Source organism: Bacillus sp. 2B09, assembly GCF_003946835.1.
Lineage (GTDB): Bacteria > Bacillota > Bacilli > Bacillales > Bacillaceae > Bacillus > Bacillus altitudinis.
Window position 1 is genome coordinate 60,806 of the sequence record NZ_RPSG01000006.1, and the last position, 23,292, is coordinate 84,097.

25 protein-coding genes and 1 other RNA gene are annotated in these 23,292 nt (G+C 40.7%); 21 read left to right on the forward strand and 5 right to left on the reverse strand.

The annotated features are described in order from the left end of the window. Nucleotides 1–44 precede the first annotated feature (44 nt). The 6 genes from EBQ12_RS13105 (at nucleotide 45) to EBQ12_RS13130 (ending at nucleotide 4,110) form a co-directional block, all read left to right on the forward strand. Entirely contained in the window at nucleotides 45–215 is a 171-nt protein-coding gene (locus EBQ12_RS13105; protein ID WP_008344594.1) for a YpmA family protein, read from the forward strand. Between the two features lie 12 nt (nucleotides 216–227). Continuing rightward, the gene (gene tseB, locus EBQ12_RS13110; protein WP_125590287.1) at nucleotides 228–713 is read left to right on the forward strand and encodes a cell wall elongation/penicillin-binding protein regulator TseB; all 486 of its coding nucleotides are present in this window, start codon (nucleotides 228–230) and stop codon (nucleotides 711–713) included. A 116-nt stretch (nucleotides 714–829) separates the two neighbouring features. Then, the gene (asnS, locus tag EBQ12_RS13115) at nucleotides 830–2,122 is read left to right on the forward strand and encodes an asparagine--tRNA ligase (protein ID WP_024718525.1); all 1,293 of its coding nucleotides are present in this window, start codon (nucleotides 830–832) and stop codon (nucleotides 2,120–2,122) included. A 97-nt stretch (nucleotides 2,123–2,219) separates the two neighbouring features. Then, on the forward strand, nucleotides 2,220–2,924 hold the full coding sequence (locus tag EBQ12_RS13120; protein WP_007500879.1) for a DnaD domain-containing protein: 705 nt from the start codon (nucleotides 2,220–2,222) through the stop codon (nucleotides 2,922–2,924). Between the two features lie 17 nt (nucleotides 2,925–2,941). Continuing rightward, nucleotides 2,942–3,604 carry an endonuclease III gene (nth, locus tag EBQ12_RS13125; RefSeq protein ID WP_008344602.1) on the forward strand — a complete coding sequence of 221 codons (663 nt, stop codon included), beginning with the start codon at nucleotides 2,942–2,944 and terminating at the stop codon, nucleotides 3,602–3,604. Continuing rightward, complete coding sequence (locus EBQ12_RS13130; RefSeq protein WP_125590289.1) at nucleotides 3,601–4,110, forward strand: YpoC family protein; 510 nt, start codon at nucleotides 3,601–3,603, stop codon at nucleotides 4,108–4,110. The genes nth and EBQ12_RS13130 overlap by 4 nt, the downstream gene beginning before the upstream one ends. Before the next feature lie 35 nt (nucleotides 4,111–4,145). On the opposite strand, the gene EBQ12_RS13135 is transcribed toward EBQ12_RS13130, so the two are convergent. After that, nucleotides 4,146–6,839 carry a PBP1A family penicillin-binding protein gene (locus EBQ12_RS13135; protein ID WP_125590291.1) on the reverse strand — a complete coding sequence of 898 codons (2,694 nt, stop codon included), beginning with the start codon at nucleotides 6,837–6,839 and terminating at the stop codon, nucleotides 4,146–4,148. 19 nt (nucleotides 6,840–6,858) lie between these two features. Continuing rightward, a complete protein-coding gene (recU, locus tag EBQ12_RS13140; RefSeq protein WP_050827323.1) occupies nucleotides 6,859–7,494 on the reverse strand; it encodes a Holliday junction resolvase RecU in 636 nt (211 codons plus the stop codon). A 46-nt stretch (nucleotides 7,495–7,540) separates the two neighbouring features. Between recU and EBQ12_RS13145 the strand changes: the two genes are divergently transcribed. Beyond that, complete coding sequence (locus EBQ12_RS13145) at nucleotides 7,541–8,497, forward strand: DUF2515 domain-containing protein (RefSeq protein WP_125590293.1); 957 nt, start codon at nucleotides 7,541–7,543, stop codon at nucleotides 8,495–8,497. A gap of 23 nt (nucleotides 8,498–8,520) precedes the next feature. Here EBQ12_RS13145 and sspM read toward each other — a convergent pair whose 3' ends face one another. Continuing rightward, nucleotides 8,521–8,625 (reverse strand): acid-soluble spore protein SspM, encoded by a 105-nt coding sequence (sspM, locus tag EBQ12_RS13150; protein ID WP_017359731.1) that lies wholly within the window; start codon nucleotides 8,623–8,625, stop codon nucleotides 8,521–8,523. Between the two features lie 196 nt (nucleotides 8,626–8,821). On the opposite strand from sspM, the gene EBQ12_RS13155 reads away from it, so the two are divergent. From EBQ12_RS13155 to EBQ12_RS13165, 3 genes are all read left to right on the forward strand, one after another. Then, the gene (locus tag EBQ12_RS13155; RefSeq protein ID WP_234717153.1) at nucleotides 8,822–9,055 is read left to right on the forward strand and encodes a DUF5446 family protein; all 234 of its coding nucleotides are present in this window, start codon (nucleotides 8,822–8,824) and stop codon (nucleotides 9,053–9,055) included. Nucleotides 9,056–9,104: 49 nt separating this feature from the next. Next, complete coding sequence (locus EBQ12_RS13160) at nucleotides 9,105–9,485, forward strand: YppE family protein (RefSeq protein ID WP_231493314.1); 381 nt, start codon at nucleotides 9,105–9,107, stop codon at nucleotides 9,483–9,485. Nucleotides 9,486–9,593: 108 nt separating this feature from the next. Continuing rightward, nucleotides 9,594–10,046: a YppG family protein gene (locus EBQ12_RS13165; RefSeq protein ID WP_017359729.1), complete on the forward strand. Its 453-nt coding sequence runs from the start codon at nucleotides 9,594–9,596 to the stop codon at nucleotides 10,044–10,046. A gap of 21 nt (nucleotides 10,047–10,067) precedes the next feature. On the opposite strand, the gene EBQ12_RS13170 is transcribed toward EBQ12_RS13165, so the two are convergent. Continuing rightward, nucleotides 10,068–10,487 carry an Hsp20/alpha crystallin family protein gene (locus EBQ12_RS13170; RefSeq protein ID WP_017359728.1) on the reverse strand — a complete coding sequence of 140 codons (420 nt, stop codon included), beginning with the start codon at nucleotides 10,485–10,487 and terminating at the stop codon, nucleotides 10,068–10,070. Nucleotides 10,488–10,655: 168 nt separating this feature from the next. Here EBQ12_RS13170 and EBQ12_RS13175 point away from each other — a divergent pair, with 168 nt between their 5' ends. Further along, nucleotides 10,656–11,162, forward strand: coding sequence for a PTS sugar transporter subunit IIA (locus EBQ12_RS13175; RefSeq protein WP_065460619.1), 507 nt, complete (start codon nucleotides 10,656–10,658; stop codon nucleotides 11,160–11,162). Nucleotides 11,163–11,212: 50 nt separating this feature from the next. On the opposite strand, the gene EBQ12_RS13180 is transcribed toward EBQ12_RS13175, so the two are convergent. Beyond that, nucleotides 11,213–12,331 carry an NADH-dependent flavin oxidoreductase gene (locus EBQ12_RS13180; RefSeq protein WP_025207530.1) on the reverse strand — a complete coding sequence of 373 codons (1,119 nt, stop codon included), beginning with the start codon at nucleotides 12,329–12,331 and terminating at the stop codon, nucleotides 11,213–11,215. A 160-nt stretch (nucleotides 12,332–12,491) separates the two neighbouring features. On the opposite strand from EBQ12_RS13180, the gene EBQ12_RS13185 reads away from it, so the two are divergent. The 10 genes from EBQ12_RS13185 to EBQ12_RS13230 all read left to right on the forward strand — a co-directional run bounded on the left by EBQ12_RS13185 (nucleotide 12,492) and on the right by EBQ12_RS13230 (nucleotide 23,187). After that, entirely contained in the window at nucleotides 12,492–14,738 is a 2,247-nt protein-coding gene (locus tag EBQ12_RS13185) for a DEAD/DEAH box helicase (RefSeq protein WP_125590295.1), read from the forward strand. Between the two features lie 23 nt (nucleotides 14,739–14,761). After that, nucleotides 14,762–16,009 carry a ribonuclease H-like domain-containing protein gene (locus EBQ12_RS13190; protein WP_125590297.1) on the forward strand — a complete coding sequence of 416 codons (1,248 nt, stop codon included), beginning with the start codon at nucleotides 14,762–14,764 and terminating at the stop codon, nucleotides 16,007–16,009. A gap of 314 nt (nucleotides 16,010–16,323) precedes the next feature. Further along, nucleotides 16,324–16,560, forward strand: coding sequence for a spore coat protein CotD (gene cotD, locus EBQ12_RS13195; RefSeq protein WP_072368252.1), 237 nt, complete (start codon nucleotides 16,324–16,326; stop codon nucleotides 16,558–16,560). Nucleotides 16,561–16,609: 49 nt separating this feature from the next. Then, a complete protein-coding gene (locus EBQ12_RS13200) occupies nucleotides 16,610–17,152 on the forward strand; it encodes an SLOG family protein (protein ID WP_235701361.1) in 543 nt (180 codons plus the stop codon). 75 nt (nucleotides 17,153–17,227) lie between these two features. Further along, nucleotides 17,228–17,533, forward strand: coding sequence for a cell division regulator GpsB (gene gpsB, locus EBQ12_RS13205; RefSeq protein WP_008344631.1), 306 nt, complete (start codon nucleotides 17,228–17,230; stop codon nucleotides 17,531–17,533). A gap of 60 nt (nucleotides 17,534–17,593) precedes the next feature. Beyond that, an RNA gene (gene rnpB / locus EBQ12_RS13210) (RNase P RNA component class B) lies at nucleotides 17,594–17,975 on the forward strand. A gap of 108 nt (nucleotides 17,976–18,083) precedes the next feature. Beyond that, nucleotides 18,084–19,238: a THUMP domain-containing class I SAM-dependent RNA methyltransferase gene (locus tag EBQ12_RS13215; RefSeq protein ID WP_125590301.1), complete on the forward strand. Its 1,155-nt coding sequence runs from the start codon at nucleotides 18,084–18,086 to the stop codon at nucleotides 19,236–19,238. Between the two features lie 105 nt (nucleotides 19,239–19,343). Continuing rightward, entirely contained in the window at nucleotides 19,344–19,541 is a 198-nt protein-coding gene (locus EBQ12_RS13220) for a hypothetical protein (RefSeq protein WP_017359721.1), read from the forward strand. 75 nt (nucleotides 19,542–19,616) lie between these two features. Next, nucleotides 19,617–21,554: an ATP-dependent DNA helicase gene (locus EBQ12_RS13225; RefSeq protein ID WP_125590303.1), complete on the forward strand. Its 1,938-nt coding sequence runs from the start codon at nucleotides 19,617–19,619 to the stop codon at nucleotides 21,552–21,554. Between the two features lie 127 nt (nucleotides 21,555–21,681). Beyond that, the gene (locus EBQ12_RS13230; protein WP_065460604.1) at nucleotides 21,682–23,187 is read left to right on the forward strand and encodes a carboxypeptidase M32; all 1,506 of its coding nucleotides are present in this window, start codon (nucleotides 21,682–21,684) and stop codon (nucleotides 23,185–23,187) included. The last annotated feature ends 105 nt before the right edge of the window (nucleotides 23,188–23,292 follow it).

Below are 23,292 nucleotides of genomic sequence, written 5' to 3' on the forward strand. Positions count from 1 at the left end.
AAAAGTATGACTAACAATATTTACGTACCGAGGAGGAATTAGAAGTGGAAAGTAAAATAGAGGTACTTTCAACTGTTCAAATTAAGCATTCAGAAGACCTATACAAAATCGTCGATTTGCTGAACAGAACGCTTAAAAGGGAAGATCTTATGTTTGGATTAGCATTAGATCAAGAAGATCAAAATCAAGCGATATTTACCATATATCGCACATAGGGGAAGCTTGACATGAAAAAAATAGTTTGGATTATTTCATCCATTGCTGCGCTCGTTTTACTCATTGGCATCATTAGCTTTTCGTGGATTTATCAAATTGCCATGGGACAAAAAGAAGAAGGTCATCAGGCAGCGATTGAACGAGCAAAAAAGCAAGCATCATTAGCACAAGTAGAGCAAGTGGATACCTTTGTTGGGAAAGAAAAGCAATTTATTGTGGAAGGTAAAAACAAACAAAACGAAGCGATCTATGTGTGGGTACCTGCCAGCAAAAAAGAAAAAGTCATTGCTAAAAAAGCAAAAGAAGGCATTACTTCAACCCAAGCAGTACAAGCCGTTCAAAAGGAGAACACCATTTCTAAGCTGAAAAATGTTCAATTAGCAAGAGAAGGTGACGTCCTCCTTTGGGAAGTAACGTACTTAAATGAGAACGACCAATATAGTTTCAGCTATGTTGATTTTACGACAGGACGAGTGGAAAAAAATTTAACACCATAGTTTCTTCTGTCTTGCGTTGACCATGCTGATTTAGAACGGTTATAATAAAATGTATGAAAAAAGAATCACACCTATCTAACAAGGTGAGTTTCTTTCTGGCTTTGGAGGGAAATATGTTGAAAACAACTATTAATCAAGTGTTCAAACACGTCGATGAAGAAGTAACAATCGGCGCATGGATTGCCAATAAACGTTCAAGCGGGAAAATTGCATTCTTGCAGCTTCGCGACGGGACAGGCTTTATTCAAGGAGTCGTTGTAAAAGCAGAGGTGGAAGAGGAAGTCTTTAAGCTTGCGAAATCAGTGACACAAGAGACATCGGTCTATGTCACAGGACAAGTAACAAAAGACGAACGTTCACCACTTGGTTTTGAATTACAAGTGAAATCCATTGAAGTGATTCACGAAGCAACAGATTACCCAATTACACCAAAAGAACATGGAACAGAATTCTTAATGGATCACCGTCATTTATGGCTGCGTTCTAAAAAACAGCATGCCATTATGAAAATCCGTAATGAAATTATTCGTGCTACATATGAGTTTTTCCATCAAGAAGGCTTCGTGAAAGTGGATCCGCCAATCTTAACAGGAAGTGCTCCTGAAGGAACAACAGAGCTGTTTGCTACTAAATATTTTGATGAAGATGCATACCTTTCTCAAAGTGGACAGCTTTACATGGAAGCTGCTGCGATGGCACTCGGAAAAGTATTCTCATTCGGTCCAACATTTAGAGCAGAAAAATCGAAAACGAAACGTCATTTAATCGAGTTCTGGATGATCGAGCCTGAGATGGCATTTGTTGAATTTAATGAGAACCTTGAGTACCAAGAAAATTATGTGTCTCACGTTGTTCAAAGTGTACTTGAAAATTGTAAAGTAGAACTGCACACACTTGGCCGTGATACAGCAAAATTAGAAAACATCAAAGCACCATTCCCGCGCATCACATATGATGAAGCGATTAAATTCTTGCAGGATAAAGGATTTGATGACATTGAATGGGGAGATGACTTCGGTGCGCCGCATGAAACAGCGATCGCCGAAAGCTATGATAAACCAGTCTTTATCACTCATTACCCAACCTCATTAAAACCATTTTATATGCAGCCTGCACCAGACCGTGATGATGTCGTCCTTTGTGCAGATTTAATTGCACCAGAAGGCTATGGAGAGATTATCGGCGGTTCTGAACGTGTTCATGATTTAGATCTGCTTGAAGCAAGATTAAAAGAACATGGGTTAGATCAAGAAACGTACAAATGGTACACAGAATTAAGACAGTATGGTTCTGTACCACATTCAGGTTTTGGTCTTGGACTTGAACGAACAGTTGCTTGGATTAGCGGAGCGCCGCATGTGCGTGAAACAATTCCATTCCCAAGATTATTAAACCGTTTATATCCTTAAGACGTGAAAGCCTCCAACATATGGAGGCTTTTTCAAACGTCTTAAGGGCAGCACGTATGAGAAAACGTGATATACTGAAAGTGAAGAGGTGTATCCGATGAAAAGGCAGCAATTTATAGATATGCAGAAAATGGGTTCGACCAGTTTGCCTAATTTGCTGATTGCCCATTATGAGCAATTAGGACTGAATGAATCACAAATGATGGTCATGTTAAAGATTAAAATGAATGAAGAACAAGGCGTCTTTTTTCAAACATTTGAAGAGCTTTCACATGGTATGACCATTTCGGCCGAAGAATGTGCTTATATGGTGCAGTATTTGATTCAAAAAGGGTTTATTTCGATCCAGCCGTTTGAAGACAGGTCTGGTATTCAGCATGACCGGTACTCGGTAGAACCCTTATGGGGTGTGCTGTATGACTTTTTAGAAGCAAAACAGGCGAAAGACCTGCAAAAGAATCATGTGCAGGCTGAAAAATCTTTATATGCGCTATTTGAAGATGAGTTTGGCAGACCACTTTCTCCTCTTGAAGGGGAAACACTCTCGATCTGGATGGACCAAGACCATCATGATGCTGAAATGATTCGTCTTGCTCTAAGAGAAGCCGTTTTATCAGGAAAATTAAATTTTCGCTATATCGATCGAATATTGTTTGAGTGGAAAAAGAAAGGGCTGAAAACAGCGGAAGAAGCGAAAGAGCATAGCCAGCATTTCCGTTCGCAGCAAAAAGCCCCACCTTCAAAAGAAGAAACATCTTCATATAAACGACAAGTTCCTTTTTATAATTGGCTGGAACAATAACCAATAAAGGAGAAGGCATGTTATCAAAAAAACAAATCAATGAATGTTTAGATATTATAGGAGATATGTTTCCAGAAGCTGAGTGTGAGCTTGTTCATTCCAATCCATTTGAACTAGTGATTGCTGTCGCACTCTCAGCGCAATGTACAGATGTTCTAGTGAACAAAGTGACCAAACATCTATTTCAAAAATATAAAACACCAGAAGACTATTTAAGTGTGCCGCTTGAAGAGTTGCAGCAGGATATTCGTTCGATCGGTCTTTATCGTAATAAGGCAAAAAACATTCAAAAATTAAGCCAAATGCTGATTGAAGATTATGGCGGTGAAGTGCCAAGAGATCGAGATGAGCTAATCAAGCTCCCAGGGGTTGGGCGGAAAACAGCAAATGTCGTTGTATCTGTCGCTTTTGGAATTCCCGCCATTGCAGTAGATACACATGTCGAGCGCGTCAGCAAACGACTTGGGATTTGCCGCTGGAAGGATTCTGTTCTTGAGGTAGAGCAAACCTTAATGAAGAAGGTGCCAAAAGAGGATTGGTCCGTGACCCATCATCGTCTCATCTTTTTCGGCAGATATCACTGTAAGGCACAGCGACCACAGTGTGAATCTTGTCCACTTCTTGATATGTGCAGAGAAGGGCAGAAGAGGCTGAAAAAAGGGCTGGTGAAGCTGGCATGAGCGGAGCAGCTGTTTTCATCTCATATGTCGAAAAGCTAAAAGAGAAAAAGGTAGAGATAAGCGGCGAAAAAAAGGATATATTAAGAATCAATCCACTCGCATTTGATCTATCTTCAGAACCTTTACTAGATGAGCAACCGTGGCAGAAAACGGAAGAATTTGTTCCTTTGATGTTTGATCTGTGGAGTGAATTAAAAGACAACATGCTTCCTCGCTTTCAAACGAGAAAATCTCGGTGTGAAGAGGATGATATGCTGCAAGGCATTGTCAGTATGATTGCAATGTTTTACTGGATCAAAGGAGAGAAGCTTCAAACCGTTGATTGGGAGCAAATTAAACAACAGACGTTTCCAGTAGCCCCTATTAACTGGACAGAACGATTAGAGTTTATTTTGCTTAAACCTACCCAATATCATTGCTTTATTCAATTGGACGAGTTATACACAGAGCTCAAAAAGCAGTATGGAAAATACGAAGCACTCAGAAAGTTAAAACAAAATCGTTAAAAAAGCACTTGCCACATAGGGCAAGTGCTTTTTTGTTATTCGTCTTCTTTGCGAGAAGTAGAATTTGACTGAGTATTTGAGCTTTGAGAATTGGCTTTCTCGTCGTCTTTCTTTTTATCTTTATTGGCATCCCTCTGTGAGTTGCTGTTTCCATTTGTACTGTCTGAGCCATCACTTGAACCGCCATTGCCGTTTTCGGTATTTCCGCCTTGATCTTGATCTTTTTTATCATCAGGCTTCTGCTCATCAGTGCCGCCTTGGTTTTGATTATCATCTGTTTGATCTGTTTGCTCATCATCAGGTTGCTGTGGCTCTTCTTCTTCTTTGTTCTCATCATCTGCTTTTTCTTCCTCTTCTTCGTCATCTTTAATGGTGAGGAAGGTAGAAGCAGCTTTACTTGTGACATCGTCTACAGTCGCTGTCACTTGGAATTTATAGGTGGAACCTGGCTTCACATCAGAGATGACGGCTTCTTTAGAAGAGCTGTTTTGAATGTCTTTATAGCCTCCATCATCGACCGCTTGCTTCACATTAAATGTTGCATCTGCATCGTCATCATAACCCCAAGTGAGTGTAATCGACTTTTTCTCTTCATCATACACCGCTTTTAAGTCAGATGGTTTGTCAGCTTCTTTCTTTTCATATGTGTCAGAAACTTTTGTTGGGACAGTTCCTTTGACGAAGTATTCCGTTGTCTTCTTATCACTTGGTGTGTTTGGTCCAGCTAACTTCGCTGGATCTGATCCTTTTTCAACCGTTGCTTCAACGACACTGTCTGGCTTTTCAAATGAGCCGCTTCCATCATCAATTTGAGAAATTAATTTCTGGAAGACAACTTTGGCAACACGTTGTTCATAATCCGTGAGCCACATTTTGCCGTCTGCATCTTTTGAGTTGCCGATTCCGGTCCATACAGCTGCTGTGTATTGCGGCGTGTAACCGACAAACCAAGAATCTTTCGCCCCGCCAGAAGGGATGTTGTATTTATTAATATCATCTTGTGTAAAGTTGGTTGTACCTGTTTTACCAGCTACTTGAACATTCGGTACTTGTGCGAGTGTACCTGTTCCAGATTGTACAGCAGTTTTCAGCATATCTGTGATCATAAATGCAGTGTAATCACTCATGGCTGCTTTAGAGTCTGGAGTTAAGTCAAGCTTCGTCCCGTCATTAAATTCAACAGACGTTACAGCATGCGGTTCATTATAGTATCCGTTGTTACCGAATGCACTAAATGCACCAGCCATTTTAAGAGATGAGACACCTTCGTCAAATCCGCCGATTGAGTAAGACTCAGGAATGTCAGAAGGTAAGTCCAAACCTAAGTTATTGGCGAATTGAACAGCATTATCTGTACCAGCTTCTTGGAAAGCTTTTAAAGCAGGGATGTTTCGTGATTGTGCCAAAGCACTTCTCATCGACATTTTCCCTAAGTGTCTTCTGTCAAAGTTGTTAATTGGTGTACCGTTAGAGTACGTATAAGGCGCATCATCAATTTGCTGATATGTTGACCATTTTTTGTTTTCAATTACAGGACCGTAATCTAAAATTGGTTTAATTGTAGATCCCGGCTGGCGTTTTGCATCAGTGGCATAGTTAAAGCCGCCGGCTGGCACATCACGACCACCACCAATGGCACGAATTTCACCATTTTTTGTATCCAGCAGGGTGACTCCAGCTTGCATACCTTTCGTAAATCCGGCTGAATCCCCATTGATGATGTCATCCAGATGATCCTGTGCTTTTCGATCAAGAGAAGTATAGATTTTTAATCCATCTGTTGATACATCTACTTTGGCTTTTTTCTGTACTTCTTCCATGACTTCTTCAATATAAGCAGAGTACTTACTTGAGTTTTGACTCTTATATTTATCAGCTGAAACAACCGTTTTGCTGACAGGTGTTGCTTTGGCTTCCTCATACTCTTTCTCTGAAATATAGCCTTGTTTTTTCATTAGGCCTAAAACGATATTACGACGTTTTTCCGCTGCCTCTGGATGTTTCACTGGGTTATAGGCAGATGGACTTTGCGGCATACCTGCAAGTGTAGCAGCCTGTGCTACAGTTAGTTTATTTAAATCTGTTACTCCGAAAAATTGTTCAGCCGCTTTCCCAACACCATAAGCATAAGGAGAGAAGAAAATACGGTTTAAATACATTTCTAAAATTTCATCTTTAGAGTATTTTTGCTCAAGCTGAATCGAGAGCCATACTTCCTGTACTTTACGTTTTAACGTCTTTTGATTGTTAAGCAGGGAGTTCTTCACTACCTGCTGGGTAATCGTACTTCCACCTTCTGCTCCAAAACCGTCCTCGACGTTTGCGACAAGAGCACCGCCAATACGGATAGGATCAATCCCGTGGTGTTTATAAAAACGTGCATCTTCAGTGGCAATAAACGCGTCTTTTACCACGTCGGGTATATCTTTAATCGAGACATACGTTCTTTTCTCCGCCCCGACTTCTGCAAAGACTTTTTTGTCTTTATCATAAAGTTTTGAAGAATACGGCGTTTTTAGCTTGCTATCATCAATAGAAGGAGCGCTTGATGCAAAAACGGCAAAAGTTGTGATTCCGGCTACTAAACAAAGAAGACCGATCACGAGTAAAGATAAAAATATTTTTTTAAATAGACCTGCTTTCTTTTTGCCTTTTTTGTTCTTTTGCTTCTTATTGTTTTCTTGACTTGCTTTACGTCGCTGTTCACGACTTGTAAATTGATCAGACATCACATCTCAACCTTTCGTGTTAAACCTTTTTCGAACGTAAATGATGCTTGCTTTCATCCGAAAAATGAAGTGTCTCCACTACTTTAATATAATCAATTCTTGGCGAATATCCAAGTGTCATGAGGTGACCTGCTTCCATTAATTCATCTTTGCTAATGGATTTTCGGCCGTTTTGCTGCTGCCGCTCCCAAAAGAAGAAGAGGTCAGTAGCGGACAAATAATAAACGGAACCAAATGCGGATATAATAACAAAACAAATACCGCCTTGCTTTTCAACCTGTTTCATATGCTCAATTTGATGGTCGTGAAAATTTTTGAGTGGAAACGAGGTGGTGCTTTTGGTTTCCTTTGCTTCAAAATCGATATAACGCCCTTTGTATACCCCGTTGTAGTCTGTTGTGGAGGATTGTTTAAAGTAGGCTTCTTTAATGACAGCAGCGCTTCTTTTTGGATAATCCACATTGACAATTTGAACAGGGGTAGGCTTTTTATGAATGACTGCGATCCCGTTGACCAAATAGTACTGGTTCGTTTCATTTAAGTCAGCTTCAAGCGTCATCCCGCGGTTACTATAAGATGATTCGCCGCTGATTCTTTTTTTTGTCCCAATTTGTTGAATGGGCTGATACGATTTTCCGTTAGGATACCGAATCATCAAGTTTCAGCCTCCTTTTAATGCATTTTGTATTGGAGAGATCACCATGTTGTCACAACAAGAGCACATGATTACCCAGCATATTCTACATGAAACGAAAGCGAAAAATAAGGACAACCTGACGCGGACAAATGCGTACAAGCGCTTTTATGACCGTCATCCAGAGATGAAATGGTCTCTGCTTGCTTCTTTTGTCTCCAGAAATGCTGGATGGTCGATGACAGATTTAAAAGGCGAGCTCTTCCATCCGGGTTTAACGGATCAGCAAGGGCATCTGTTCTTTACAGCATATGAAAGAGCGAATTGGCTGATCTTTTCAGATGCTTACCCGCAGCTTCTCTTGTATGAATGGTCAAAAAGGTGCCGCAAACCTTTATTTCATCTGCTCTCCCATTTCGGTGTGTCTCGTTTTATGAGCGCTGAGTGGGAACGATTTTGGCAAAAGCGTGACACAGAGCGACTGCTGCATGCACTCATCATAAATGAACAATATACTATACAATCTCCTATTATACAAAATCCTCTCCTGAAAAAGAATGTTTTTCACTCGATTCAATATCTTTTCAGCGAGTGGGCACATTTTCAAACCGTCGTTTTTCCGACAGTAGACGGGCATTTGTACGGGTTAACCATACGAAAGTTTTCCCAAGTAAAAGAGCGCATTACGTTAGGGAAAAAACTAGCAAAACTATTGTTTCGAGCCGATTTGTTTTCGGATTTTTATCATTTTTTGCATACCGTGCCGCATACGGGATCTCGATTTGATTTTGAATCGTTTTTAGGGATTGCGCGAAGGTCAAGCCCTTTCCTCAGAACGGTGTATCCAGTCATGACACATTCATTAGACGATCAAAGGGAAGATTGGTTTCAAAAGAAATTGAGTCCATCCTTGTTTGAAGCAGAGCGTTTACCAAAACAAATTGAGCTGACCGACTGGTATTTTCATAAAAAAAGGCAGCTTCGTTTTCTTTTCTCATTAGAACACTATTTTTTGCATAAATAAAAAGCAGGGGGTACCTGCTTTTTTTACGTGGATGGACGGTTAGGGCCGCCGAGCTTTTTATCAAGCTGATCTGTACTGTTTTCTTTCCCTTTTGTTTTTTGCTCTTTTGGTGCTTGCTGCTTTTTCATGATATCTACCTCCTTTGTCCTTAGAATTTACACAATTGGACGCGATCATACAAAGAAGGACAAGCACGTGTCGAAATGGAAGAAATTGCGCTTATCTTCACTTAGATTGGCGATTTAGTTCTAGTTTTGTCATGTATGAAGGAGGGAGTAAAAGAAAAGAGAATGTAACGAGAGATGATAAAGGAGGAATCTGATGATGAGCGAATTTGTATCAAAAGAATCCATTATGCAGTTGTTAGAGGAAATTGAGCGAAAGATTGATGAGGTGGAAGAAGAACTGTCTTTAGCTGTCAAAAAAACAAAAAACGCTGCCGTAGAGGAGCAAGAACAAATCATTGACCGTCTTGAATCTGAAGTGAAGGAATGTGAATTGAAAATTCATGCAGCAGAGTATAAGCTAGCGGCAAGACCCGCATATCACGCCGGATAGCTTTTCTATTTGAGCAATAAGTAAACGTTTGATAGGATGGTTCATAGAGGTGAACACTTTGGATAATCAAACATTACTGAAACATACACAAGAGTTGATCACGTGGATCGAAGAAGCATACGAGCAGTACCTAAAGGGAAAGGCAGAAGAGGAATACCCAGTTTATGATTTTTACAACGATATTCAGCCGGCCGTTGTCAAATTTGATCAGCAAATGGAAAAGTGGCTTACTGCTGCTACCTCATTTATTCATCAGGCCAAACCTAGATACTTACATCAAGAACAGCTTGAAGCCGTCCAAGAAAATGGAAAAGAGGTTGTGCTGCAATCTTATTTTGGCAAACAGCATGCACCTCGTGTGAAAAATTTAGTTGAGTCAGTGATTTATACACTGAACCTTTTAATAGAAGAAATCAACAAACGCAGCTGATGAAACAGCCTGCGTTTTTCTTATGGTTGCTGTAGGCACATTTTCTGCTTCCTGAACATAATATATCATTGACTTCAATATGTTTTCAGAGCGAGAGGAGCGAGATACATGTTCCCTTATTCAAACCAGCCATCTTATGAAATGAATCAATTTCAGCAACGGCCTTTTCCGTATCCAGATATGCAGCAGCCTCCGCAGCCTCCAGAATATTTTATGCCCCCATATCAAGGTGAAATGAACCAGCCGCCGTCTGCAGGCTATCAGCCGCCTTTTGGATATCAGGAAAACTTCCAGCCTTATCAGCCGCAGCCTGAAGCAATGAATCAGCCGCAAATGCAGCCGCCGGGCATGATGCCTATGCAGCAACCTATGAATCCTTATCCTTTGCCAAGGCCACAAAAACAGCAATCATCTCAATTTAAAAGTGTGCTGTCACAATTTAAAAAAACGAATGGGCAATACGATTTTAATAAAATGTTTGATACTGCTGGACAAATGATGAGTACAATGAATCAAGTGGGCTCATTGGCGAAAGGATTTACTAGTATTTTTAAAGCATAGCAAAACCCAATAGATATACATCTATTGGGTTGTTTGTTTTGGCGCAGTCACACGAAGTGATTGATCTTTCCAAACGCTCTTCATATTGGTTTCATCTATTTTTGCAGGCATTAAAATGGTTTTGGTAAAGCTCGAATAGGAGGAAGTCGTGTCTGTTTTGATTTTTTCCTGTACCGATAAGTGTAAATATTGCGCTTTCACTTCTAGTGCGATATCACCTTCGACAAAATGGTCTGGAAATCGAATCTCAATATATACATATTGATCATCTTCTGTCACATCGGTTGTAATGGATGCAAGTGAATGGCTCGTGGTCATCAGCGCCTCTGCACTATTTAAAATGTCGTGAAACGGCGATGATGCAAAAAATTGTTCAATCGCTTCATATAGAATGTCTTCATTTGATAGCAACTCGTGTTTCTTTTCACTTTCATGTTTCATTTGAATCACCTCTCATCTACAGCCTATGCAAAAGGGGCTCAGGCGGTTATCAATTGATGAGAGGAAAAAATTATGATTAAATAGTGTTGAATGAAGCAAGGTGTATGGGCGTGAAGATTTATACGCTGAATAGATCTAGAAGCAAAGCTTGAAGGGAGCAAATGAACATTGCTGAAAAAATTATTCGGTTTCGGAAAAAACCAAGATGATGTAAAGGAAGAAGTCATTTATTCTCCAGTTGATGGAGAGTTAATGGATATGACCGATGTACCAGATCCCGTTTTTTCTCAAAAGATGATGGGAGACGGCGTAGCTGTAAAACCAAAAAACGGCACCATTGTGTCACCAGTAGATGGTGAAATTATTCAACTCTTCCATACAAAACATGCAATTGGGATTCGAACACTCTCGGGGCTTGAGCTTCTGATTCATATCGGACTTGAAACGGTTGGATTAAATGGTGAAGGCTTTGAAGCACACATAAAAGAAGGGGATAAAGTGAAAGCAGGTGATCCTCTCATTACGTGTGATTTAGCGCTGATTGAAGAAAAAGCGGCAAGCACAGTGACACCAATTGTCATCATGAATGGTGATTTAGTAGAACATCTTACTAAAGAACCTAAGGGCTCTGTAGAAAAGCAGACGTCCAAGCTTTTTACAGTGAAAATGAAATAACCCAAAAAAAACTACCCTGAGTTGATAGGGTAGTTTTTTGATTGAGGACATTAATCCTCCATTGGAACCCAGCCTTTACTTGCTTCCATGACAGTCCATAAACCTTCTGGAATCAAGTACTTATCTTTTTGACTGCGTTTAATGACGGTTTCAATCTCGTTTTCTCTGCCTTCTTTAATCTTTACTGCCCAATCGGGATCAACAATGACTTCTCTTGCAACAGCAATGAGTGGAATCCCTTGATTGTATGCATTCAGTGCATCCTCAGCTGTAATGACGCTGCCGACGCCGATGAGTGGAAGCGTGTCACCACAGCGCTCTTTTAATAATTCCATCCGCGTCTTACTTGTATCAGCACCACGTCTTGCTTTAGCGTCAATCTCCATTAAAGAAATATGCAAGTAATCAAGGTTTTTTGTCTTAAGTACGTCCACTAAAGTAAATGTTTCTGTCATGGTTAAACCAGGTGTTTCTGGTTCTTCAGGTGATAATCGATACCCAAAGATAAATGGTTTTGTTACATGCTCTTTGATTGCTTCTTTCACTGCATCTACTACTGCAATTGGAAATGCGAGACGCTTTTCTTCGCTTCCGCCCCATTGATCTGTACGCTGATTACTATGCGGGGAGTAGAATTGCTGTAATAAATATCCGTTCGCTCCATGGATTTCGATCCCATCAAATCCCGCTTGGATTGCGCGCCTTGCTGCTTCTTTAAATGAGTCGATGATGTGAGGAATTTCTTCTTCTGTCAAAGCTCTCGCAATTTGTTTTCCATCTTTAAATACATCACTTGGCGCAACGACATCACCGTTTGGGACTAAATGAGGGAGAGCCTGAGAGCCGCCATGATGAATTTGCATAATGGCTTTTGTTCCTTTCGCTTGAATCGCAGAAGCAAGTTTTTGAAGGCCAGGTATATCTTCATCTCTTGCAATAGAAGGCTGTCCTTCAAACGCCTTACCATCTGGCGTCACGTTTGCACATGCGGTGATGACCATGCCCATTTCGCTTGATCTAGCGGTGATAAAATCAATTTCTTCCTTTGAGATCGTGCCATCCTCATGAGAACCGAAGTGTGTCATTGGTGCAACGACTAAACGGCCATCAATAGAGGCACCCCCTGGAAATGTAAAAGGTTCAAATAAAGGCTTAAATTCGTTTTTCAATCTCATCATCTTCTTCCTTAATAAAATCATTTCACTATAGAAGTGTAATAGATATTGTTACAACACATCAAAATATTTGCTCACAAGCGGTGCATCAAAAAATTGCCGCCTAGTCATGCAAACAAATATTCGGTACACTAGAATGAGAGGTGGATACCAGATGAAGAAGAAAACAATGAACGAACTCATAGAAGATTTAAAAAAAGACGAACAGGTCGAGCATTGGCATGAAATTGAAGCGAAGCCTGCACGGACTTCTCCAATTCCTGAAAGAGTAAATGACAGGCTCAAAGTGGCGCTTGAAAAAAGAGGTGTGAGCGAACTATACATTCATCAAAAGGAAGCCTTTGAACGTGTGATGGATGGTGAGAATGTGGTGACTGTGACACCTACAGCTTCAGGTAAAACGCTTTGCTACAATCTGCCAGTTCTTCAGTCGATCGCAGAAGATCAGACAAGCCGCTCCCTCTATTTATTTCCAACAAAAGCACTCGCGCAAGATCAAAAAAGTGAATTAAACGAAATCATTCATGAGATGGATGTTCCAATTCACAGTGAAACCTATGACGGGGACACCTCCCCAGCGATTCGCCAGCGCGTCAGACAGGCAGGACATATTGTCATTACAAATCCAGATATGCTGCACTCAGCGATTTTGCCTCACCATACGAAATGGGTCAGTTTATTTGAGAACTTAAAGTATATTGTCATTGATGAGCTTCATACATATCGAGGCGTGTTTGGCAGTCATGTTGCCAATGTCATTCGCAGACTAAAGCGAATTTGTGCATTTTATGGAAGTGACCCGACCTTTATTTGTACTTCAGCGACCATTGCGAATCCAAAAGAGCTTGCAGAGCAGCTGACCGGAAGCAAGGTGCATCTCATTGAACGAAACGGAGCGCCTAGCGGTAAAAAGAATTTTGTCTTTTACAACCCGCCAGTCGTCAATAAGCCATTAAATATTAGACAAAGTGCGGCCACTGTTGTGAATCAGCTCGCTAAAACATTTTTAAAAGAAAAAATTCAAACGATTGTTTTTGCTAGAAGTAGGGTAAGAGTTGAAGTTATCCTAAGTCATATTCAAGAACTAGTGAAAAAAGAAATTGGTCCTAAATCGATCCGTGGTTACCGCGGGGGCTATTTGCCGAAAGAGCGGCGCATGATTGAAAAAGGCTTAAGGGAAGGAGACATTCTCGGTGTTGTCAGCACAAACGCACTAGAATTAGGAGTAGATATTGGACAGCTAAAAGTCTGTATCATGACCGGATATCCTGGCAGTGTAGCGAGTACGTGGCAGCAGGCAGGACGAGCTGGAAGGCGTCATGAGGAAGCACTCATTATCATGGTCGCAAGCTCATCGCCACTTGACCAATATATTGTCAGACACCCTGAATACTTCTTTAACAGACCACCTGAATCGGCAAGAATCAATCCTGAGAACCTTATCATCTTAGTCGATCATCTAAAATGTGCGTCCTACGAGCTACCGTTTCGAGAAGATGAACAGTTTGGCAGTATGGAAGTAGAAGAAATCTTGCAATACTTACATGAAGAAGGGGTTCTTCATTTCAGCGGGAACCGTTATTATTGGTCAGATCAATCGTTCCCGGCTCATGGCATCAGTCTGAGATCTGCAAGTCAGGAAAATGTCGTCATTGTCGATCAATCCGATGTAGCGAACGTTCGAATTATTGGGGAGATGGATCGATTCAGTGCGATGACCTTACTTCATGATGAAGCGATTTATTTACATGAAGGGGTTCAGTATCAAGTGGAAAAGCTAGATTATGAGCATCTTAAGGCTTATGTGAAACAAGTCGATGTAGAATATTATACAGATGCGAATTTAGCAGTTCAGCTCAAGGTGCTTGAAATTGATCAAACAACAGAGAAAGATGCGGTATCTGTTCACTACGGTGATGTGACCGTCAATGCAATGCCGACCATTTTCAAAAAAATTCGATTATCATCCGGGGAAAATATCGGTTCCGGCCCGATTCACTTACCTGAAGAAGAGATTCATACGAGTGCTGCTTGGTTTGAATTACATGAAGCAGAGCGGACATTTGAAGAAAAAACACTTGAACAGCTCTTGCTCGGTATTGCCAATGTTCTTCAGCATATTGTTCCGGCGTTTGTTATGTGTGACCGTTCAGACATTCATGTCATTTCTCAAATAAAGGCAGCCCATACCGGGAAACCGACCGTATTTTTATATGATCATTACCCAGGTGGAATCGGTTTAAGTAAAGAGGTGCAGGCTCGCTTTGATGAAATTGCCCGTGCAGCCACTCAGCTGATTGAGCTATGCAGCTGCGAGAACGGCTGTCCATCTTGTATTGGCATGGAAATGAAAGAGATTGATGGAAAAAGCAGGATCATTCAATTGATGGCAGGATTTTAAGGGAAGGGGGAATAGACGTACTCATGTCATTAAAAGGAAAATTAAACAGAATGAAAAAACACCTGTCGCACAATCAGTCAGATGAAAAGCGTGTGGCAGTAAAAGAGGGACAAACGCACACTGTGACGGCTGAAACCATTCCATTTCTAAAAGAGTGGGGGGAATTAAGTGCAGCTCCTTACTACTTTGAAGACTCTTTCTGCCTCATTCGGGAAGTGACCTATCCACTTGACCATCAGCATGGGCGATATTCATTTGCAGAACTGCCGGAGATGGTGAGTGCATGGAACAAAAGTGAGATTCAGCATTCTCTTTCTGCAAAAGGCTACAAGCCTCACGAGCTATTTTTCTTCGATACAGAAACAACAGGACTATCTGGCGGAACGGGAAATATGATTTTTCTGCTTGGGCATGCGAGAGTTTATTCAGATAAAGTGGTGGTAAAACAACATCTGCTCACGAATCCAGGAAATGAAGCGGCACTTTACAAAAGCTTTCTTAGTGAGGTGGATGTCGAATCACTTGTGACATATAATGGGAAATCATTCGACTGGCCTCAAGTCAAAACGAGGCATACATTATTACGTGATCAAATACCTGCTCTACCTGAATTTGGTCATTTTGACCTTCTGCATGGGTCAAGGAGATTGTGGAAACATAAATATGAGCGTATGGCTCTTTCGGTTGTAGAAAAAGAGGAACTGCACGTCAATCGTGAGGGAGATACACCGGGGTTCCTCGCACCAATGATCTATTTTCACTTTTTAAAGGAACAAAACCCGAAACTGATTGAAGGAATTTTGACTCACAATGAACTTGATGTCTTATCGTTAATCAGTCTCTACATTCATTTGTCTAAAAAAATCTTATCCAAAGATGCGGTGAAGGAAGACGATGAGAAATATGCATTAGCTAAGTGGCATCTTGCTCACCGTGATGTGCAGGAAGCAACAAAGCACCTGCAAGAATTAACGGGAGCAGCGTTTGAGCATGCGGATCAAGCAGCTTATGATCTATCATTACAGTACAAGCGATTAAAACAATGGGATGAAGCGGCATGCATATGGAGGCGTCTATTTGAATCAAGTGATGTTCATGTAAGATTAAAAGCGGGTGTAGAGCTAGCAAAGTATGAAGAACACCGTCAAAAGGATCCAAAAGCAGCCCTTTCCATTACCCAAACATTGTTATCACAATCGTCTTTAAGTGAACGAGACATTGTGGAACTTGACAAGCGAGAAAACCGGCTCTTAAGAAAAGCTGGGCGATGAAATTATTGCCTGGGAAAGCGCAAAAAATGACAACGTTCGGCTCTCGGCCGAAAATAAAAATTGTTTAGCACTTTTATTGTAGAAAAGTCACGAATCCTGTAAAATAACGTTAGATATTGAATGAGGAGCGTAGAGCATGTATAAGGGTCTTTTCTACTTGTTTTTTCTTGTTGTCATATTGGTCGCTTTTGTGTTTTCAAACTATAAAGATGTTTTTCTTGCAAACTTTTAAAATAGGTTAATGCATTAGTACATGTACACCTCTTGATTCATACATTATTAATGTAAGAAAATCAAGGAGAGGGGAATGCTACATGTACCATCATCATCATTGCAATCCAAATGTTACACAGCCAATTGTACATCCAACGAATCACTGCTGTACGCATAGTGAGTCAACTACAATTGTGCCGCACATCCACCCGCAGCATGTAACAAATGTTCATCACCAAAATTTCCAACATGTTCACTACTTCCCGCATACGTTTTCTCAGGTGGACCCGGCAACACATCAACACTTTAACTGCGGTGGACCTTGCTGTAACAGATAAAGTGAAATGGGACTTTTATAAGTCCCTTTTTTTAAAAGCAGGTGAAAAAATGAAAATTATTGCTGTCACAGGGTACAAGCCATTTGAGCTTGGGATCTTCAAACAAGACGAGCCTGCACTTCAATACATAAAAGCGGAACTTCGGAAAAGGCTGACAGCACTCATTGAAGACGGGCTGGAATGGGTGCTCATTTCAGGTCAGTTAGGGGCAGAAATATGGACAGCTGAAGTGGTCTTTGAGCTTCAAGAGAAGTTTCCAGATTTAAAACTTGCTGTCATTACACCATTTTATGAACAGGAAGAGCGCTGGAATGAACAAAATAAAGAGCTGTATGAAGGCGTTCTTGCACAAGCTGATTTTGTAGAAAGTGTCACGCATAGACCGTATGAGAGTCCGGCACAATTTAAACAAAAGAACCGCTTTTTTATTGAAAAAACGGACGGTCTTCTCGTCTTATATGATCCTGAGCATGAAGGCTCGCCAAAATATATGATCAAAGAAGCTGAAACCTATACCGACTACCCAATTATGTATATCACAATGGATGATTTAAGAGCACAGGTTGAGGCGGAAGATCCGTTTTTTGACTAAAAGCAAGAGAAAATTTGACAACGTCACGTATTTCTGAAAAAATATACTATGAATTCACGATATGAGGTGAAAAAGATGCTTGCTGATAAAGTAAAGCTTTCTGCGAAAGAAATTTTAGAAAAAGAATTTAAAACAGGTGTCCGAGGGTATAAACAAGAAGAAGTCGATAAATTTCTAGATATGGTCATTAAAGACTATGAGACATTCCATCAAGAAATTGAAAAACTCCAACAAGAAAACCTTCACTTGTCAAAACAGCTTGAAGAAGCGGTTGAGCAAGGGAAAAGACAGCCTGCACAGTCCAATACAACAAACTTTGATATTTTAAAAAGACTATCTAATCTTGAGAAACACGTTTTCGGCAGCAAACTTTATGATTGAGTAATACCAAAAAAGCTTGTGTCAGATGACATTGTCGTTTATAATAACGCATGTTGATTAACGTTCGGGTAATCGCTGTAATGCTTTGACATTGCAGAGGAAAGTCCATGCTCGCACGGTGCTGAGATGCCCGTAGTGTTCGTGCCTGGCGAAAAGATAAGCCAGGGCAGCCTGGGAAAGGCTGACGGCAGGAAAAATGCCTACGTCCTTTTAGGATATGGCAAAGTATCCTTGAAAGTGCCACAGTGACGAAGTCTCACTAGAAATGGTGAGAGTGGAACGCGGTAAACCCCTCGAGCGAGAAACCCAAACTTGGTAGGGGAACTTTCTCAAAGGAACCAAACGGAGAGAAGGACAGAGAATTCTGTAGATAGATGATTACCACCTGAGTACGAGGCTTTTGCCGTTTGCAGTACGATGGAACAAAACATGGCTTACAGAACGTTATATCCGTTATCATAAACATGATGAAATCAAAGCTCTCCTATTTCTACATATGGAGAGCTTTTATCTTGATTAAGAAAAGAACGAGAAAACAGGTGATAAACAAATGAAAACCTATACACTCATCGCAACAGCGCCAATGGGAATTGAAGCGATTGTTGCAAAAGAAGTAAGAGACCTCGGATATGAGTGCACCGTAGATAACGGAAAAGTCATTTTTCAAGGAGATGCACTTGCCATTTGCCGTGCAAATCTATGGCTGCGTACAGCAGACCGGATCAAGGTTCAAGTTGCTGAATTTTCGGCTAGAACATTCGACGAGCTTTTTGAGCAGACAAAAGCCATTGACTGGGCTGCTTTTTTACCGAAAAATAGTACATTCCCTGTCATTGGTAAATCTGTTAAATCTCAGCTTGCCAGTGTGCCGGATTGTCAGCGCATCGTCAAAAAGGCTATCGCGCAAAAACTTAGATCATCTTACAACATACAGTCTGAATGGCTAGAAGAGACAGGCCCTGAATACAAAATCGAGGTAGCGCTTTTAAAAGATAAAGTGTTGCTGACGCTTGATACGTCTGGTGTGGGTCTTCATAAACGTGGATACCGTGCAGATCAAGGAGGCGCGCCGATTAAAGAAACCCTTGCAGCGGCGCTTGTCTTATTAACGAACTGGACACCTGACCGTCCGTTTGTCGATCCTTTTTGCGGATCAGGAACAATTGCTATTGAAGCAGCGATGATTGGACAAAACATTGCCCCTGGATTTAACCGTGAGTTCGCATCTGAATCATGGGAATGGATCGGTAAGGACGTTTGGAACAAAGCACGCCTTGAAGTAGAAGAAAAGGCGAACTATGATCAGCCGCTTCACATTATCGCGAGCGATATCGATCATCGTATGGTAGAGATTGCAAAACTGAACGCAGAAGAAGCTGGACTTAGTGAACTGATTCAATTTAAGCAAATGCAAGTGAAGGACTTTCAAACAAAAGAAGAGTATGGTGTAATTGTCGGAAATCCGCCTTACGGTGAACGTCTCAGCGATAAGCCAGCTGTGGAAAAAATGTATCAAGGCATGGGCGAAGCATTGAAAAACCTAGATACGTGGTCCATTTACATTTTAACGTCACATGAAAAATTCGAAGAGTGTTTCGGAAGAAAAGCGACGAAAAAGAGAAAACTGTTTAATGGATTTATTAAAACAGACTATTATCAATACTGGGGAAAACGCCGACCTAGAAGAGAAACAACTGAATCGTAACAAATGTCCACACCACGAGAAGGTGTGGATTTTTTATGCTAAAAAGGTATAAGTCTTGACGGGACGGAATAAACTGAACTTGATTTTAAAAAAAGAGGTGTCTTCATGATTCATTATGATCAATTTCAGTTAATTCAAAAAGCACTCGCTTCAACAGCCCGAGAAATAGAAGGGATTGAAACAGGACAATCTGCTAAACTTACGGCAGCCATCGAGAACTTAGCAATGGCTCAAAACTACATAGACCATTCAGAGCACGCATTTTTAATGAAGGAAAGCTACCAGCATCGCCTGCGCTCTTAAAAAAAGATTGTCATACCCCAGCATAAATGGTACTATTGAATGTCTGAATGATTCAAAAGTTGGGGGTTGAAGCAGGTGACAGCGTCTCGTTTGCCTTTTTCATTAACAAAAGAACATAATTTTTACGAAGAACTGGGCAACTGGATTGGTGATGTTTTTTATGACATCTTGCCAGAAAAGGGCTTTGATCTTCGAGATGAACAAATATTCATGGCTTTTCAGTTAGAAAGAGCCTTTAAAGAAAAAAGTGTGATGTTTGCCGAAGCTGGGGTAGGCACAGGCAAAACAATCGTTTACCTTTTATTTGCGGTCACATATGCAAGATATACAGGGAAACCTGCGATCATTGCATGTGCAGACGAAACGTTAATTGAACAGCTCGTCAAACAAGAAGGTGATATCTATAAAATTGCCAATCACCTTGATATTCAAATAGATGCGAGATTAAGTAAATCGCATGATCAATATTTGTGCTTAAAGAAACTAGAGAAAACGATGCAACGTGAAGATGATGAGAAGTGGCTCGACATTTATGAATCGCTTCCTTCATTTGTTCATGAATCTCATGGGATGCAGACATTTTATCCGTACGGTGATCGAAAAGAGTATCCAGAATTAACAAATGATGAGTGGTCAAGAATTGGTTATGACTCTTTTCAGGACTGCTTAACGTGCGACATGCGGCACCGCTGTGGCTTGAATTTATCAAGAGACCATTACCGAAAAGCCACAGACCTCATCATTTGCTCTCATGACTTTTACATGGAGCATGTATGGACAAAGGAGTCACGTAAACGTGAAGGACAGCTGCCGCTCCTTCCTGAGCATAGCTCTGTTGTATTTGACGAAGGACATCTTCTTGAATTTGCAGCACAAAAAGCGCTAACATACCGAGTGAAACAATCAACACTTGAGACGTTTTTGGAGCGTCTTTTGCAAAATGATATTCGTGAAGAGTTTGCAGAGCTTGTTGAAGATGCACTTGCAACAAACGATCAATTCTTTTACCTCTTAAAAACGAATGCCAAAGAAATCAAAGGATCACACCGCCTTGAAATTGGTCGTGTAGATGAGGTGAAGCGTTCAGCAAGTGAATTATGTGATTTGCTTGAGAAGATTGGAGAAGCGCTCGTATTTGAATCAGAGATGTACACAATTGATCAATATGAATTGTCTGTTGTGGAAGAGTACATTGAGCAGATGGCGTATTCTTTGTCGCTTTATCAGAAAAATGCCATTAGCTGGCTGGAGAAGCAGGAATTAGATACCACCTTTGTCGTCATGCCAAAAACGGTAGCAGAAGTTCTCGGTGAAAAGGTATTTTCGCAAAAAATCCCTTATATTTTCTCGTCTGCAACATTGTCTGAAAACCAATCATTTGATTATTTAGCTGAAAGCCTTGGGATCAAAGATTACTTATCTATGAGTGTGGCTTCGCCGTATGATTATGAGGAGCAAATGCAAATGTATTTCCACGGAATTCAGCAGCCAATGACAGAGTCAGATGTAAAAGGTCAGCACGTGCTATCTCAGGTAAAAGAAAATGGCGGTCGATCTCTTATTTTATTCCCTTCATTTGATGAACTGCATGTATTTAGAAAGCAGCTCGATGCATCAAATGAACCACTGCCTTTCCATGTGTATTTTGAAGGAGACGAGGAGATCAGTACCATTGTTCAAAAATTCCAAGCAGATGAAACATCTGTGTTAAGTTCCGTTCACCTGTGGGAAGGGCTGGATATTCCAGGACATTCTCTAACAAATGTGGTCATTTGGGGACTTCCATATCCACCGCATGACCCAGTATTTGAAGCAAAACGGAATGAAGCGAAAGATGCATTTACTGAAGTGGACCTTCCGTACATGCTGCTTCGTCTAAGGCAGGGCATTGGGAGACTGATTCGGACAAGCCAAGATGCTGGCAGCATTCATATTTACTTTGGCAGTCAGAAAGATATTGAGCTACAAAGTAAAATTGAATCCGTTCTTCCAGTGAGGCCAGTTATCTCTTAATAATAGAAAATGATTCAACAAACGGAGGATACGAGCAGCGTATCCTCCTTTTTCATTGACAAAAGAACATTTATTGAAGTAGCCTTGAAACGTACATACATATTTTATTGATTGGGGGAACGAACGCATGAGTCTTGAATCAAAAGAGAAAGCGTTTTATCAATTACTAGGAAAAATCGCCCATTATACAGAGGCGCTTCATTTACTTTATTGGGACTCTCGAACACAAGCGCCTAAAAAAAGCGCTGATTTCAGAGCAGAAACCATCGGTCAATTATCCAGCGATATCTTTAATATGAAGACTTCTGATGAAATGAAAGATCTTCTTGATGCTTTAAATAAAGAAAAAAAAGAGCTGTCAAAAGACACACAGAAGGCACTCGAATTATCGCAAAAAGAATATGATGAAAACAGTAAAATTCCAAAAGAAGAATTTAAAGAATACTCCATTCTACAATCAAAAGCAGAACATGTTTGGGTAGAAGCAAGGGAGAAATCAGATTTTTCACTCTTTGCGCCCTATTTAAAACAGCTGATTGATTTTAACAAGCGTTTCATTCAATACTGGGGCGTGAAAAAAACGCCATATGATGTGCTGCTCAATAATTATGAGCCGGATATGACGGTTGAACAACTCGATCAAAAATTTGGCGCACTTCGAGACGCCATCGTTCCTCTCGTGAAAAAAATTGAAGCTTCGCCAAATAAACCAGATACATCATTTTTATCGAAAAGCTTCCCGATCGACAAACAAAAAGAGCTGAGTCTCTTTTTCTTAAAAGAGTTAGGGTATGACTTTGACGCAGGACGACTTGATACAACGGTTCATCCATTTGCTGTGACATTAAGCAGAGGGGATGTACGTGTGACGACGCGTTATGATGAGCACGATTTTCGCATGGCGATCTTTGGCACCATTCACGAATGCGGCCACGCCATTTATGAACAAAATATTGATGAGGCACTGAGCGGAACGCTTTTATGCGACGGGACATCAATGGGTATTCATGAATCACAGTCTCTTTTCTTTGAGAACTTTATCGGCAGACATGAAGATTTCTGGAAAACGTATTATCAAAAACTGCAAGAGGCATCTCCTGAGCAATTTAAAGATGTCACATTAGAAGAATTTGTGCATGCGGTGAATGAATCGAAGCCGACTTACATTCGAATTGAAGCAGATGAACTCACATATCCGCTTCACATTATTATTCGCTATGAAATTGAAAAGGCCATTTTCAATGAAGAAGTAGCCGTTGAAGACTTGCCAGCGTTATGGAATGAAAAATATAAAGCATATCTTGGCATTACGCCGCCTAACGATGCGCTTGGTATTTTGCAGGATGTTCACTGGTCAGATGGTAGTTTTGGTTATTTCCCTTCATATGCACTTGGTTATATGTATGCGGCGCAATTAAAGCAGCAAATGATCAAAGATTTACCGAATTTTGATGAACTGATTCAAAATGGGTCTTTTGCACCGATAAAAGAATGGCTAACTGAACATGTCCATCAGCATGGAAAGCGGAAAAAGCCATCTGAAATCATTCAAGACGCAACTGGTGAAGAATTAAATGTTCAATACTTAATTGATTATTTAACAGATAAGTACACGAAACTGTATTTATCATAAATGAAAGGCACCCTTTGATCAGAAGGGTGCTTCAGCGTGTAGACAAACCCTCGCATTCGTTGTCAGGGTCTGCGCGCCGGTGCTCACGAATGTTAAATTCGCTCT

Excerpts from the sequence above, each read along its gene's own strand:
- tseB (WP_125590287.1), top strand. The coding sequence starts at position 228 with ATGAAAAAAATAGTTTGGATTATTTCATCCATTGCTGCGCTCGTTTTA.
- EBQ12_RS13120 (WP_007500879.1), top strand. The coding sequence starts at position 2,220 with ATGAAAAGGCAGCAATTTATAGATATGCAGAAAATGGGTTCGACCAGT.
- nth (WP_008344602.1), top strand. The coding sequence starts at position 2,942 with ATGTTATCAAAAAAACAAATCAATGAATGTTTAGATATTATAGGAGAT.
- EBQ12_RS13130 (WP_125590289.1), top strand. The coding sequence starts at position 3,601 with ATGAGCGGAGCAGCTGTTTTCATCTCATATGTCGAAAAGCTAAAAGAG.
- EBQ12_RS13135 (WP_125590291.1), bottom strand. The coding sequence starts at position 6,839 with ATGTCTGATCAATTTACAAGTCGTGAACAGCGACGTAAAGCAAGTCAA.
- recU (WP_050827323.1), bottom strand. The coding sequence starts at position 7,494 with ATGATTCGGTATCCTAACGGAAAATCGTATCAGCCCATTCAACAAATT.
- EBQ12_RS13145 (WP_125590293.1), top strand. The coding sequence starts at position 7,541 with ATGTTGTCACAACAAGAGCACATGATTACCCAGCATATTCTACATGAA.
- sspM (WP_017359731.1), bottom strand. The coding sequence starts at position 8,625 with ATGAAAAAGCAGCAAGCACCAAAAGAGCAAAAAACAAAAGGGAAAGAA.
- EBQ12_RS13155 (WP_234717153.1), top strand. The coding sequence starts at position 8,822 with ATGAGCGAATTTGTATCAAAAGAATCCATTATGCAGTTGTTAGAGGAA.
- EBQ12_RS13165 (WP_017359729.1), top strand. The coding sequence starts at position 9,594 with ATGTTCCCTTATTCAAACCAGCCATCTTATGAAATGAATCAATTTCAG.
- EBQ12_RS13170 (WP_017359728.1), bottom strand. The coding sequence starts at position 10,487 with ATGAAACATGAAAGTGAAAAGAAACACGAGTTGCTATCAAATGAAGAC.
- EBQ12_RS13185 (WP_125590295.1), top strand. The coding sequence starts at position 12,492 with ATGAAGAAGAAAACAATGAACGAACTCATAGAAGATTTAAAAAAAGAC.
- EBQ12_RS13190 (WP_125590297.1), top strand. The coding sequence starts at position 14,762 with ATGTCATTAAAAGGAAAATTAAACAGAATGAAAAAACACCTGTCGCAC.
- cotD (WP_072368252.1), top strand. The coding sequence starts at position 16,324 with ATGTACCATCATCATCATTGCAATCCAAATGTTACACAGCCAATTGTA.
- EBQ12_RS13200 (WP_235701361.1), top strand. The coding sequence starts at position 16,610 with ATGAAAATTATTGCTGTCACAGGGTACAAGCCATTTGAGCTTGGGATC.
- gpsB (WP_008344631.1), top strand. The coding sequence starts at position 17,228 with ATGCTTGCTGATAAAGTAAAGCTTTCTGCGAAAGAAATTTTAGAAAAA.
- EBQ12_RS13215 (WP_125590301.1), top strand. The coding sequence starts at position 18,084 with ATGAAAACCTATACACTCATCGCAACAGCGCCAATGGGAATTGAAGCG.
- EBQ12_RS13220 (WP_017359721.1), top strand. The coding sequence starts at position 19,344 with ATGATTCATTATGATCAATTTCAGTTAATTCAAAAAGCACTCGCTTCA.
- EBQ12_RS13230 (WP_065460604.1), top strand. The coding sequence starts at position 21,682 with ATGAGTCTTGAATCAAAAGAGAAAGCGTTTTATCAATTACTAGGAAAA.